We start from the raw sequence: 12,983 nt of genomic DNA, 5'->3' as shown, positions 1-12,983 counted from the left end.
GCCCTGCCCGCGGCGTCCCGGTGCCGGCCGCGTCAGTCGATGCGGTCGGCGGCGACGACGCCGCGCATGACGGCGTCGATCGCCTTGCGCGCGGTGCTGCGCAGCCGGTCCTCCTCGGAGGCCTTCGCGATCTGGTCGAGCAGGTCGACGATCTGCTTGCACCGGCGCACGAAGTCGCCCGCGGTGAGGTCGGAGTCGAGGAGCACCTCGTCGAGCCGGCGGCCGCTCGCCCAGCGGTGCACCTGCCAGGCGATCCCGGCGTCGGGCGGGTCTGTGGGGTCGAGCCCCGCGGTGTGCTCGCGGGCCTCGATGTCGCGCCAGCGCTCCTGCATGTCCTCCCAGGCGATGGCGAGCCCGTCGGTCGGGATCCGGGGCATGAGGTCGGCGTCGTCGCGCCGCGGCTCGTAGACGAGCATCGAGACGGCGGCGGCGAGCTCGGCCGGGGTGAGCTGCTTCCACGTGCCGGCGCGCAGGCACTCGGCGGCGAGGAGGTCCTTCTCGGAGTACAGCCGGCGCAGCCGGGCGCCGTCCGCGCTCACGGCGTCGCCGCCCTCGTCGAGGTAGCCGAGGTCGACGAGCACGGACACGACCCGGTCGAAGCGGGCCGCGACCGAGCCGGTCCGGGAGTCGACGGTGCGCTGCAGGGCGCTCTGCTCGCGCTTGAGGCGCCACCAGCGCTCGGACCACCGCGCGTGCTCCTCGCGGTCCGGGCACGCGTGGCACGGGTGCGCCCGCAGCTCCTGGCGCAGGCGGACCAGCCGGGCGTCCTCTCCCCCGGCGGCCTCCTTCGCCTCGCGCCGGATCGACGGCGCCCCCTCGTGGGGCGCCTTGACCCGCAGCGTCGTCGCGAGATCGGTCCGGTGCCGGGCCGAGCGCGGGTTGAAGGACCGGGGCACCGCGAGCTTGCCGAAGGGGGTGACCGGCCCGTCGAGGTCGGAGGTCGTGAGCCGGCGCACCTGCTTGTGCTCGGTGAGGACCATGGGCTCGCCGGACTGCCCCTTGTAGGGCCGGGCCGGGATGACGACGACGGCCAGGCCGGAGCGGCGGCCCCCGATGCGGATGATGTCGCCGGTCTCGAGGGAGTCGAGGGAGACGGCGGTCTCGGCGCGACGGGTCGCCGAGCGCTGCTTGCGCCCGGACTTCTCGAGGTCGCTGATGCGGTGGCGGATCTGCGCGTACTCGCGGAAGTCGCCGAGCTCGCAGTGCATCGCCTCGGCGTAGCCCTCGAGCGACTCCTGCTGGGAGCGGACCTTCGAGGCCAGGCCGACGACGGCCCGGTCGGCCTGGAACTGCGCGAAAGAGCTCTCGAGGATCTCGCGGGCGGTCTGGCGACCGACGGTGGCCACGAGGTTGACCGCCATGTTGTACGTCGGGGCGAAGGAGCTGCGCAACGGGTAGGTGCGGGTCGAGGCCAGGCCCGCCACCGAGAGCGGGTCCATGCCGCGCGACCACACGACGACGGCGTGGCCCTCGACGTCGATGCCGCGTCGGCCGGCCCGGCCGGTCAGCTGGGTGTACTCGGCAGGGGTGATCTCGACGTGGGCCTCGCCGTTGAACTTCACGAGCTTCTCGAGCACGACGGTGCGGGCGGGCATGTTGATGCCCAGGGCCAGGGTCTCGGTCGCGAAGACCGCCTTGACCCGGCCCGCGGTGAAGAGCTCCTCGACGACCTCGCGGAAGATCGGCAGCATGCCGGCGTGGTGGGGTGCGTACCCGCGCTCGAGGCCGGCGAGCAGCTGGTGGTAGCCGAGGACCGTGAGGTCCTCGCCCTCGAGAACGGCCGAGCGCTCCTCGAGGGTGCGCCGGTTGCGCTCGCCCTCGGCGGCGCTGATGAGCCGGACGTCGTTGCCGAGGAGCTGCCCGACGGCGCCCTCGCAGCCGACCCGGCTGAAGATGAAGGTGATCGCGGGGAGCAGCCCCTCGCGGTCGAGCTGGGTGATGACCTCGGTGCGCGAGGCTCCCCCGCCGAAACGCTGACGCGCGCCGCCCTGGGGCCGCCCGCCCCGGCCCCGCCGGTCGCGGTCACGCCCGCCCCGGCCCCGGGCCGGGCCGTCCTCGCCGGAGCGCGAGGCGCTGCGCACGGCGTCCATGAGCAGCGGGTTGACCCGCCACCGGTCGGCCTCGTCGCTCGGCGTCGCGCCGTCGACGAAGATGTCGTAGACCTCCTTGCCGACCTGCATGTGCTGCCACAGCGGCACCGGCCGCTCCTCGGAGACGACGACGACGTTGCCGCCGCGCACCTCGTCGAGCCAGTCGCCGAACTCCTCGGCGTTGCTCACCGTCGCCGAGAGCGAGACGAGCTGCACGGACGGCGCGAGGTGGATGATGACCTCCTCCCACACCGCCCCGCGGAAGCGGTCGGCGAGGTAGTGCACCTCGTCCATGACGACGAAGCCCAGGCCCTCGAGCGTGCTGCTGCCCGCGTAGATCATGTTGCGCAGCACCTCGGTCGTCATGACGACGACCGGCGCCTCGCCGTTGATCGAGGTGTCGCCGGTGAGCAGACCGACCTGCGCGTGCCCGTGGCGGGCGGCGAGCTCGTGGTACTTCTGGTTCGACAGGGCCTTGATGGGGGTCGTGTAGAAGGCCTTCTGCCCGCGCTGGAGCGCGAGGTGCACGGCGAACTCCCCGACGATCGTCTTGCCGGCTCCCGTCGGCGCCGCGACGAGCACGCCGTGCCCGGCTGCGATGGCCTCGCAGCCCTCGATCTGGAAGGGGTCGAGCGGGAAGTCGACCCCGGCGGCGAAGGCGTCCACGGCGTCTGACATGTCGTCAGGCTAACCGGGCGGGTGGGTCAGATCAGGATGCGCACCGCGCCGGGCACGACGTCGACGTCCACGGGCAGGGGGTAGAGACGCTCCCCGTCGGCGTAGGCGACGACGCCGGGCGCGTCGAGACGCACGGAGCGCGCCCGGTGCACGCTCACCGCGGGGTGCCCGAGATGGGCGCCGCGGAAGACCTTGGGGAAGACGCGCAGGAGCTCCGGGACGCTGATCTCGTCGACGACGAGCACGTCGAGCAGGCCGTCGGCCATGTCGGCGTCGGGTGTGACGCGCATGCCCCCGCCGTAGGCGCGCCCGTTGCCGACGCACACGAGCATCGCGCGCGGGTGCGACAGCTCGCCGTCGAGGGTGAGCGTGTACGGGATCGGGGCGAAGGTGGGCAGCTCCCGGGCGATCGCGAGGTTGTACCGGGCCGGCCCGCGGGGCCACCGCATCGTGTTCGCCCGCTCGTTGACCAGGGCGTCGAAGCCGCCGCACAGGACGCCGAGGTACCACCGCTGCTGGCTGGCGTCGGTGCTGCGCACCCGGCCGAGGTCGACCGCGCGGGCCGAGCCGTGCAGCACCCGCTCGACCGCGGCCTCGACGTCGCGCACCGGCAGCCCGAGCTCACGGGCGTTGTCGTTGCCGGTCCCGACGGCGACGACACCGAGGGGTACCTCGGTCTCCGCGCAGATGTTGACCCCGAGGCCGACGGCCCCGTCACCACCGGCGACGACGAGGGTGTCGACCTCGCCGTCGCGGACCGCACGGCGGGCCTTGGCCTCGGCCCGGCGGGCGTCGAGCCCGGTGAGGTCGACGACCTCGGCACCGCCGCGCTCGAGCAGGTCGGCGACGGTCGTGCCGACCCGGGCGCCGGCGTTCTTGCCGGCCGTGGGGTTGACGAGCAGACCGATGCGGCGAGAGCTCATGACGACAGCCCGCGCCTCAGTCGAGCGCGGAGGCCTGGTCCTCCGGCGTGTCGAGCCAGGCCGGTCGGGCCTGCTCCCGCTTGCGGGTGATGAGCATGCCGATCCCGCAGGCGCCGAAGAAGAGGATGACGAGCGGACCCGCGAGCAGGAACATCGTGAAGGGGTCGGGGGTCGGCGTGATGATCGCGGACGCGACGAAGATGAGGAGCACCGCCGGGCGCCATGCCCGGAGCATCTGGCGCCCGGTGATGACGCCGATGGAGCACAGGGCGACGAGGACGACCGGCAGCAGCCACGACGCCCCGAAGGCGAAGATGAAGCGCATGACGAAGGTGAAGTAGTCCGTCGTGCTCTGGATGTTCGAGCTCGTGTCCTCGTCGGGGGTGAAGCCGTAGAGGATGATGAGGGCCTTCGGCAGCGTGTAGTAGCCGAAGGCGCAGCCCGCCGCGAAGAGCGGCACGGTGGCGCTGAAGAAGGCGCCGGAGATGCGCTTCTCGCGCTTGGTCAGCCCCGGCACGACGAAGGCCCAGATCTGCCACAACCAGATCGGGCTCGTCATGAGGATGCCGGCGAAGATCGAGATCGAGAGCTGCTGACTGAAGGCCGCCGTCGGGTTGGCGAAGTTCAGCGCGATGACGCTCTCGGGGTGCATCCGCTTGTACTCGCGGAAGGGCGAGGACAGGTGCTCGTAGATCGGGTCGTAGTAGATCCACCCGACGACCGTCCCGACGACGACCGCTGCTGCGGCGATGACGAGCCGGCGCCTCAGCTCGATGAAGTGCGCCTTCAGCGGCATCCGCCCCTCGGGGTCCTTGGGCGTGCGTCGTCGGGTGGCCACGGCGGCGTGCGAGAGCGGTGCGAAGGGGGTGTCGTCAGACGGCCGGGCCGGAGGTGTTGTCCGTCCGCGGCTTCGTCTCGTCGATCATGGCGTCGCCCTGGCGGTGGGTGACGTCGTCGCGCACCGGGGTGCCGGCGGAGGTGATGGTGCCGGACTCACGGGCCTTCTTGGCCTCCTCGCGAGCGCGGTCCTCCTCCTTCATCTCGTTGACCTCGGACTTGAAGACACGGGCGGACTTGCCCAGGCTGCGGGCGGCGTCGGGGAGCTTCTTGAAGCCGAAGAGGACGAGGATGACGATCGCGATGACCACGATCTCCATGGGGCCGAGGTTGGGCATGTCGGGCCTGGCCTTTCGAGGGGCTCGGGGTGCGGGTGACTGCTTCGTGCGAGTGTACGCCCGTCAGGCTGGGTAGCCGCTGAGCGCGGCGAGCGCACGGGCGCGCACCGCGTCGACGGCGGGCTGCGGCGCCTCGAGCACCGCGTGCCCCCCGCAGCCGAGGACGAGCCGGGCCAGCCAGGCGTCGTCGCGGGCCGTGAGCCGTACCCGCAGGTCCTCGCCGACCTCCTCCTGCGACAGGGTCGGGTAGTACTCGGCGACCCAGCGGGCGCGGGGCCGCAGGAGCAGGGTGACGACGCGGTCGTCGGGCGCCCCCGAGTACGCACCCTGGGACAGGTCGCGCGAGACCGCCTGCGGCGGCGGGGTGCCGTCGACGTCGAGCAGCTCGATCGCCTCGACGCGGTCGAGGCGGAAGAGGCGTGTGTCCTGGGCGAGGTGGCACCAGCCCTCGAGGTACCAGTGGCCGTCGAGCGCGACGACCCGCATGGGGTCGACGTCGCGCTCGGTGCGCTCGTCGCGCGAGGGCACGAGGTAGGTGAGGTGGACCCGGCGGCGCTGCTGCACGGCGCTGCTCGCGCTCTGGAGCACCTCGTGGTCGCGCTCGCCCTCGGCGACGACCCCGACCCGGTCGATGCCGGGCAGGGACCCGGTCGCCTGCTCGAGGGTGGCCAGGGCGCGCCGCACGGCGTCGGAGGGGCCGACGCCGGAGGCCTCGAGCGCGCGCAGGCCGACGATGATCGTCGTGGCCTCCGCGACCCCGAGGCGCAGCGGGCGGCTGATCGTCTCGGCGTTGTCGATGTAGACGTGGCCCTGCTCGTAGCTGACGTCGATGAGCTCGTCGGTCATCGGCCCGTACCCGCACATGAAGAGCAGGTCGAGGTCGTCGCGCAGCTGCTGCTCGCTGACCCCGAGGCCCTCGGCGGCCTCGGAGAGCGCGATGCCCTGGCGCGAGACGAGCCACGGGACCATCGTCAGCAGCCGCGAGACCCGGGTGGTCGCCGGCTCGGCGGGCGTGCGGGGGCTCATCGGGCTCCTCCGAGGCTGGCGAGCACGCCCTCGAGGCGTGACCGGACGGCGGTGACCAGCTCCTCGGGCGACTCGGCCACGACGTCGCCGCCGTACCCGGCGAGCTCGTCGGCCAGGGCGTGCGTCGAGGAGTGCTCGACCTCGAGACGGTCCCACCCCTCCCCCGCGTCGGTGCTCGCGCGGGCTCGCCGGCGCAGCGCGTGACCGGCGCCGGTGCGCACGCGCACGACGGCCACGGTCGTCGGGCGGTCACCCTGGGCGAAGCGCGCGACCGCGCCCTGCGGGTCGAGGTCCTCGGGGCGCTGGTGGGTGATCTCTCCCCCGGTGCGCACGGCGGACGAGATCCGCGAGAGGCGGTAGATCCGCTGGCCCGCGCGGTCGAGGTCGTACCCGGTGAGGTACCACCGGCCGTGCCACGACGTGAGCGCCCACGGGTCGACCCGTCGGGTCTGCGGCTCCGCGGCCCCGGAGCGGGTGTAGTCGAAGGTCACCGTGCGGGCGGCGACGGTCGCCTCCTGCAGCGCGGGGAAGGAGGGCTCGGAGCCGCCGAGGGTGGGCTCGATGCCGACGAAGGGGTCCTCCGTCGCCCCGTCGCCGGGCTCGAGCGAGGCGACCTTGCGCCAGGCCGTCGCGGCGCTGGGCGCCATCGCCGCGTGGGTCCACACGCGGCTGGCCAGGCCGATGACCGCGAGCTCGTCGGGGGCGAAGGAGAGGTCGGGCAGCGCGTAGTCGCGCTGGTCGATCCGGTAGCCCGGCTCGTCCTCGAAGGCTCCGCCGATCTGCTCGGTGACGAGCGGGATGCCCAGACCGCGCAGCTCGTCCTTGTCGCGCTCGAACATGCGGTCGAAGGCCTCGTCGGACTCGACGCCCTGGTACGCCTCGACCATCGTGCGGATGCGCGCCTTGGGCAGGGCCCGGCGGGTCGAGAGCAGGCACATCGTGAGGTTCATCAGCCGCTCGGTCTTGGCCCGAGGGGTGTTGCTGACGGCCACGCGCTCTCCCTTCGCCGCTTGCGCCGCTGCGGCGCACGCCCGACGCTACCCGAGGGTCGCGAGGCGGGCAGATAGCCTTCGCGCCATGATCCACTGGCGCCGCGGCACGGTCTCGTCCGTCACGGACGGCTGGGGGCCGGTGGTCACCGTCGACGTCGAGCTCGACGGCGGCGGGGTCATGGCCGCGCTCGCCGACACCCCGATCGTCGGCACCCCGCAGGTGGGCGACACGGTGCTGCTCAACGCGAGCGCGCTGCTTAAGGGGCTGGGCACCGGGGGCCAGGCCCTCGTCGTCGCGATCCCCGACGCGCTGCCCCCGGACCCCGTCGCCGCCGACGGCGCCCGACCGCCCGGCCACATCGTCAAGGCGCGCTACGCGCCGCTGCAGACGATGGTCCTCGCGCTCGAGGAGCAGGAGTCGCCCCACCACGAGGCGATGGCCGACCACCCCCAGGTCGTCGCCGGTGACCTCGAGGGCATGCCCGTCGTCGCCGCCGAGCTGCACTCGGCCCTGCCGGCCGTCGTCGCCGGCATCCACGCCGACCGCCCCGGCGCTCGCGTCGCCTACGTCATGACCGACACGGGCTCGCTGCCGCTCGGCCACTCCCGTCTCGTCGCCGCGATGCGCGAGACCGGGATGCTCACGAGCACGACGAGCGTCGGCCAGGCGTACGGCGGGGAGCACGAGACGATCACCCTGCACTCGGCGCTGCTCGCGGCGCGGTACGTCCTCGGCGCCGACGTCGTCGTCGTCGCGCAGGGGCCGGGCAACGCCGGCTCGGCCACGCCGTGGGGGTACTCCGGCATCAGCCAGGGCGAGGTGCTCAACACCGTGCACACGCTGCACGGTCGTGGGGTCGCGGTCCTGCGTGTCTCCGCGGCCGACCCGCGCGGTCGTCATCGCGGGCTGTCGCACCACACGGCGACGACGCTGGGCCGGGTGGTCCTCGGGTCGGCCGACGTGCCGCTCGCCGACGACGACGACCTCTCCCCCGGTCTGCGCGACGCGGTCGAGGCTGTCTGCGCGTCCGCGACCGGTCGCCTCTCCCCCGTCCTGGTGCCCGCCGCCGGGCTCGACGAGGCGCTGCGCGCCTGCCCGGTGCCGCTCACGACGATGGGCCGCGGCTACGCGTCCGAGCGCGCCGCCTTCGTCACCGCCGCCGCCGCCGGCCGCCACGCCGCCGCCCTCCTCTGACCCCCTTCGGCCTCGTCCCCACTTTCCCGCCCAGGGCGGGAAAGTGCGACATCGGGAAGGAAATGTTCTCGCCCGAGGTCGAATGTTCCCGCCCAGGGCGGGAAAGCTGAGACAGCCCCCGGACGCACCACGGGCCCCCGACCGGCGTACCGGTGGGGGCCCGAGGCGTGGGGCGAAGGGGGTGTCAGCCGACTCCTCAGCCGACGGAGACGAGGTCGACGACGAAGATCAGGGTCTCGCCGCCCTTGATCGCGCCGCCGGCGCCGCGGTCGCCGTAGCCGAGGTGCGGCGGGATGGTGATCTTGCGACGACCACCCTCCTTCATGCCGAGCAGGCCCTGGTCCCAGCCCTGGATGACCTGGCCGACGCCGACGGTGAAGGCAAGCGGGGCGCCGCGGTTCCACGAGGCGTCGAACTCCTCGCCGGTGCTGTGGGCGACGCCGACGTAGTGCGCCTTGATGGGGTCGCCGGGGGTGGCCTCGCGGCCGTCGCCGACGGTGATGTCCTCGAGCACGAGCTCGCTCGGCGGGGTGTCGCCGGGGAACTCGATCTCGGGCTTGGTCGTGCTCGGGTCGAAGGGCATGCGGACCTCCTGGGGTCTGGGGTTGCGGGTGGCGTGGCAGGTCGTCGCGGCGCGAGCGCCGGGTCAGACCTTGCCGAGGACGTCGATGACGAAGACGATCGTGTCGTCCTTGGTGATGCTGCCGTCGGGGCTGCCGGTCTTGCCGTAGCCGTCCTTCGGGGGCACGACGAGCAGGACGCGGTCTCCGACCTTCGTGCCGGCGAGCTCCTCGTCCCAGGCCTTGATGACCTGGCCGCCGCCGACCGGCACGGCGAAGGGGCGACGCCCCTCCTGCTTGCTGGAGTCGAAGACCTTGCCGTTCTTCCACAGCGCGCCGGTGTAGCTGACGTAGGCGGTGTCGCCCTTCTTGACCGTCGCGCCGTCGCCCTGGACGAGCGTCTGGGCCGTCGTGGAGCTCGGAGCCTTGCCCTTGGGCATCTCGAAGGTCGCGGCCTTGTCGGTCGAGTAGGTGACCTTCGGCAGGCCGGACTTCGCGGCGACCTCCTTGCCCTCGGCCTCCTTGAGCATGACGTCCTTGACGTCGTAGACCATGACGACGGAGTCGGTCGCGGCGACGCCGAGCTGCTCGTTGCCGGTCTCGCCGAACATCTCCTTCGGCGGGACGACGGCGGTCGCGGTGCTGCCGACCTTCTGGCCGACGATGCCGTTGCGCAGCCCGGGGAAGATCTGCTCGTTGCCGAGGTCGATCGCGATGGGGTCCGCGGTGTAGGTCTCGGTGTTGGGGATCGGCTTGCCGCTGGTGCCGTTGTAGAGGGCGATGTCGACGGTGACGACGTCGTCCTTGCTCACCGGGGCGCCCTTGCCCTCCTTGACCGTCTTGACCTCGGTCTTCGAGGTGGAGACGCTCTTGTCCTCGAGGGCGATCTTCGGGGCGGCCTTCTCGGTGCCGGCGGTGACCTTCACCTGGTCCACCGCCCCCGAGGAGGCGGCCTCCGGGGCCTCGGTGTCGTCACCGCCGCAGGCGGTGAGGGTCAGTGCAGCGGCCGCGGTCAGCGCCACGGTCGCGCGGGCACGTGAGATCACGAGGAGTCCTTCGTCTTGGGGGTGACTTCTCCTCCACCATAACCACAGCCCCCTGAGAGACGCCTGACCGAGCCGTCCGACGGCCCTGGTCGGCGGGCCCTGCTCAGGGCGCGGCGGCGGGCTCCGGCGAAGCGGGGCGCATCGAGGCGATGAGGGCGTCGACCCGCTCGTCGACGGCGGCGAAGGGGTCCTTGCACAGGATCGTGCGCTGGGTCGCGTCGTTGAGCTTGAGGTGGACCCAGTCGACGGTGAAGTCGCGGCCGTGCTCCCGCGCGGCCCGCACGAAGTCGCCGCGCAGCCGGGCCCGCGTGGTCTGCGGAGGGGTGTCGACGGCCGCCGCGACGCGGGCGTCGTCGACGACGCGGGCGACCCGCCCGGCCCGCTGGAGCACGTGGTGCACCCCGCGCTGCGGGTCGATGTCGTGGTAGGCGAGGTCGAGCTGGGCGATGCGGGGGTCCTCCATGCCCACACCCCTGCTCGCGGCGTAGGCGTCGAGCAGCCGGTGCTTGACGACCCAGTCGACCTCGGTCGCGACGAGGTCGAGCCGGTCGGTCTCGATCGCGGTGAGCGTGCGCTGCCACAGCTCGACGACCTGGGTGGTCACCGCGTCGTCGATCCCCTCGCGCTCGACGAGCTCGAGGACTCCGTCGAGATAGGCCTGCTGCAGCTCCAGGCCGCTCATCTGACGACCGTCGGCCAGCCGGACCGTGGCTCGCCCGGTGATGTCGAGGCTGATGTCGCGGATCGCCCGGATGGGGTTCTCGAGACGCAGGTGGTCCATCCGCACGCCGGACTCGAGCATCCTCAAGACGAGCGAGGCGGACCCCACCTTGAGCAGCGTCGTCGTCTCGGTCATCGTCGAGTCGCCGACGATGACGTGCATCCGGCGGTAGCGCTCGGCATCGGCGTGGGGCTCGTCGCGGGTGTTGATGATGGGGCGCGAGCGTGTCGTCGCCGACGAGACGCCCTCCCAGATGTGGTCGGCCCGCTGGCTCACCGAGAAGACCGGTCCCTGGCTCGTCGACATCACCTTGCCCGTGCCGGCGACGAGCTGGCGCGAGATGAGGAAGGGCAGCAGCCCCTCGGTGATCGCCCCGAAGTCGTCGGTGCGGGCGACGAGGAAGTTCTCGTGGCAGCCATAGGAGTTGCCGGCGGAGTCGACGTTGTTCTTGAAGACGTAGATCTCGCCGTCGACCTCGTCCTCGGCCAGACGTGTCTGCGCGTCGTCGACGAGCTGCTGGACGACGAGCTCGCCGGCGCGGTCGTGCGCGACGAGGTCGAGCAGGTCGTCGCACTCGGCGGTCGCGTACTCGGGGTGGCTGCCGACGTCGAGGTAGAGCCGCGCGCCGTTGCCGAGGAAGACGTTGCTCGAGCGGCCCCACCGCACGACCGAGCGGAACATGTACCGCGCGACCTCGTCGGGCGTGAGGCGCCGCCTGCCCTGCGACGTGCACGTCACGCCGAACTCGGTCTCGATGCCGTAGATGCGCCGCTCCATGGCGCCCAGGCTAGGGGCAGCGCCCCCGGCCCGGACCGGGGGCTACTCGCCGCCCTTCTGCACGAAGCTCTTGACGAACTCCTCGGCGTTGGTCTCGAGCACGCCGTCGATGTCGGAGAGCACCGAGTCCAGCCCCTCGTCGCGCGCGGCGTTGCTCGCGCTCACCTGGCCGAAGGCGTCGTCGCCGGGGGTCTCGTCCTCGCCGCCGCCACCGCTGCGCCGCACCTGCTCCTGACCGGCCATCACCGGCTCCTCTCGTCGACGGGTCGAGCCCCCAACCTATGCCCCGAGCGCCTCGACGACCTCGGTGACCGTGTCGTGGGCGAGCGCGGCCGCGGTCGCGTCACGGCCCAGGGCGGTCGGCTCGGGCATCGAGATGCGCGCGACCCCGCGCGGGACGCGCAGCACGACGGAGTCCCAGGACGCGGAGATGACGTCGGGGGCGTGGTCGCGCACGAGCCGCCCGCGCAGCCAGGCACGGGTGTCGGCCGGCGGCGTGGTCACCGCCGCCTCGACCTCCTCGGGCGTCGTCAGCCGGGTGATCCGGCCGGCCGCCTCGAGGCGGGCGAAGACCCCCTTCGCCGGACGGATGTCGCTGTACTGGATGTCGACCGCCTGCAGCCTCAGGTCGCCCCACGCGAGCCCGTCGCGGTCGCGGTAGCCCTGGAGGATCGAGAGCTTGGCGACCCAGTCGAGGTCCTTCGCCGCCGACATCGGGTCGCTCTCGAGGAGCGTGAGGACCCGGTCGAGGTGGGCGAGGACCTCGTCGGTCGCCTCGTCGCTGCCGTGCCGCTCGAGGTGCTCGCCGATGAGCTCGCGGTAGGCCCACAGGAGCTGGACGGCGGTCATCCGCCGACCGTCGGCGAGCTCGACGAGCGCGGTGCACGTCGGGTCGTGCGAGACCTCGCGCAGGGCCCGAAGGGGGTCCCGCAGGGCGAGCCGGCCGCGCACCGCGTCGGCCTCGACGAGGGCGAGGACGAGCGAGGTCGAGCCCATCTTCAGCAGGTTCGCGACGTCGGCGAGGTTGGCGTCGCCGACGATGACGTGGAGACGCCGGTAGCGGTCGGGGTCGGCGTGCGGCTCGTCCCGCGTGTTGATGATCGGGCGGCGGAAGGTCGTCTCCAGGCCCACCTCGGCCTCGAAGAAGTCCGCCCGCGAGCAGATCTGGTAGCCCGCGCCCTCGCTCTCGCGGCCCAGGCCGACGCGGCCGGCCCCGATGACCACCTGACGCGCGACGAAGAAGGGCGTGAGGTCGCGCACGACCCTGGCGAAGGGGGTGGCGCGGTCGAGCAGGTAGTTCTCGTGGGTGCCGTAGGAGGCGCCCTTGCCGTCGGTGTTGTTCTTGTAGAGCGTCACGCCCGGCGGCCGGGTCGACAGCAGCTCGACGGCCTCGCGCATGACGAGCTCGCCGGCCCGGTCGTGCACGACGGCGTCGCGGGGGGTCATCACCTCGGGCGAGGAGTACTCGGGGTGGGCGTGGTCGACGTAGAGGCGCGCGCCGTTGGTGAGCACGACGTTGGCCAGGCCCGGCTGCTCCTCGTCGGTGAGCTGGGTCGGGTCGGCCTCGTCGCGGGGCATCGAGAAGCCGCGGGCGTCGTGCAGCGGCTGCTCGTCGGAGTAGTCCCACGCCCCGTGCGTCGCGCGCAGCCCGTGCTCCCTCGCGTAGCGCGAGATGACGAGACCGGAGGTCTGGACGGGGTCGGCCCACGGCTGACCGGGCACGGAGATGCCGTACTCGGTCTCGATCCCCATGACTCTGCGCACGCTCATGTCCCCCAGCGTAGGAGGGCGCGGTTCAAT

At 72.7% G+C, this 12,983-nt stretch carries 12 protein-coding genes; 1 reads left to right on the top strand and 11 read right to left on the bottom strand.

Annotated features, from left to right (window positions below; all coding sequences use genetic code 11):
- Nucleotides 1–32: 32 nt before the first annotated feature.
- The 6 genes from EEW87_RS03870 to EEW87_RS03845 form a co-directional block, all read right to left on the bottom strand.
- Complete coding sequence (locus EEW87_RS03870; protein WP_123091773.1) at nucleotides 33–2,768, bottom strand: DEAD/DEAH box helicase; 2,736 nt, start codon at nucleotides 2,766–2,768, stop codon at nucleotides 33–35.
- A 26-nt stretch (nucleotides 2,769–2,794) separates the two neighbouring features.
- On the bottom strand, nucleotides 2,795–3,691 hold the full coding sequence (locus tag EEW87_RS03865; RefSeq protein ID WP_123091772.1) for a diacylglycerol kinase: 897 nt from the start codon (nucleotides 3,689–3,691) through the stop codon (nucleotides 2,795–2,797).
- Nucleotides 3,692–3,707: 16 nt separating this feature from the next.
- The gene (tatC, locus tag EEW87_RS03860) at nucleotides 3,708–4,529 is read right to left on the bottom strand and encodes a twin-arginine translocase subunit TatC (protein ID WP_224767040.1); all 822 of its coding nucleotides are present in this window, start codon (nucleotides 4,527–4,529) and stop codon (nucleotides 3,708–3,710) included.
- Nucleotides 4,530–4,563: 34 nt separating this feature from the next.
- The gene (gene tatA, locus EEW87_RS03855) at nucleotides 4,564–4,848 is read right to left on the bottom strand and encodes a Sec-independent protein translocase subunit TatA (protein ID WP_240341644.1); all 285 of its coding nucleotides are present in this window, start codon (nucleotides 4,846–4,848) and stop codon (nucleotides 4,564–4,566) included.
- Nucleotides 4,849–4,929: 81 nt separating this feature from the next.
- Nucleotides 4,930–5,892, bottom strand: a complete 963-nt coding sequence (locus EEW87_RS03850) for a helix-turn-helix transcriptional regulator (RefSeq protein WP_123091769.1) — start codon at nucleotides 5,890–5,892, stop codon at nucleotides 4,930–4,932.
- A complete protein-coding gene (locus EEW87_RS03845; RefSeq protein ID WP_224767039.1) occupies nucleotides 5,889–6,884 on the bottom strand; it encodes a helix-turn-helix transcriptional regulator in 996 nt (331 codons plus the stop codon). Before EEW87_RS03845 ends, EEW87_RS03850 begins: the two co-directional genes overlap by 4 nt.
- A gap of 85 nt (nucleotides 6,885–6,969) precedes the next feature.
- Between EEW87_RS03845 and EEW87_RS03840 the strand changes: the two genes are divergently transcribed.
- A complete protein-coding gene (locus tag EEW87_RS03840) occupies nucleotides 6,970–8,079 on the top strand; it encodes a DUF3866 family protein (RefSeq protein ID WP_123091768.1) in 1,110 nt (369 codons plus the stop codon).
- A gap of 196 nt (nucleotides 8,080–8,275) precedes the next feature.
- Here the strand turns inward: EEW87_RS03840 and EEW87_RS03835 are convergent, their stop codons facing one another.
- The 5 genes from EEW87_RS03835 to dop all read right to left on the bottom strand — a co-directional run bounded on the left by EEW87_RS03835 (nucleotide 8,276) and on the right by dop (nucleotide 12,953).
- Entirely contained in the window at nucleotides 8,276–8,662 is a 387-nt protein-coding gene (locus EEW87_RS03835) for an FKBP-type peptidyl-prolyl cis-trans isomerase (RefSeq protein WP_068275809.1), read from the bottom strand.
- A gap of 63 nt (nucleotides 8,663–8,725) precedes the next feature.
- Nucleotides 8,726–9,685, bottom strand: a complete 960-nt coding sequence (locus tag EEW87_RS03830) for an FKBP-type peptidyl-prolyl cis-trans isomerase (RefSeq protein ID WP_163562370.1) — start codon at nucleotides 9,683–9,685, stop codon at nucleotides 8,726–8,728.
- Between the two features lie 103 nt (nucleotides 9,686–9,788).
- Complete coding sequence (pafA, locus tag EEW87_RS03825) at nucleotides 9,789–11,183, bottom strand: Pup--protein ligase (protein WP_123091766.1); 1,395 nt, start codon at nucleotides 11,181–11,183, stop codon at nucleotides 9,789–9,791.
- Nucleotides 11,184–11,225: 42 nt separating this feature from the next.
- Nucleotides 11,226–11,426, bottom strand: a complete 201-nt coding sequence (locus tag EEW87_RS03820) for a ubiquitin-like protein Pup (RefSeq protein WP_123091765.1) — start codon at nucleotides 11,424–11,426, stop codon at nucleotides 11,226–11,228.
- A gap of 36 nt (nucleotides 11,427–11,462) precedes the next feature.
- The gene (gene dop / locus EEW87_RS03815) at nucleotides 11,463–12,953 is read right to left on the bottom strand and encodes a depupylase/deamidase Dop (protein ID WP_123091764.1); all 1,491 of its coding nucleotides are present in this window, start codon (nucleotides 12,951–12,953) and stop codon (nucleotides 11,463–11,465) included.
- Between the last annotated feature and the right edge of the window lie 30 nt (nucleotides 12,954–12,983).

It is taken from the genome of Janibacter melonis (genome assembly GCF_003721155.3).
In the GTDB taxonomy this organism is placed as follows: Bacteria; Actinomycetota; Actinomycetes; order Actinomycetales; family Dermatophilaceae; genus Marihabitans; species Marihabitans melonis.
Note: the sequence above shows the minus strand (reverse complement) of the source record. Positions and strands in the feature narration are given on the sequence as shown.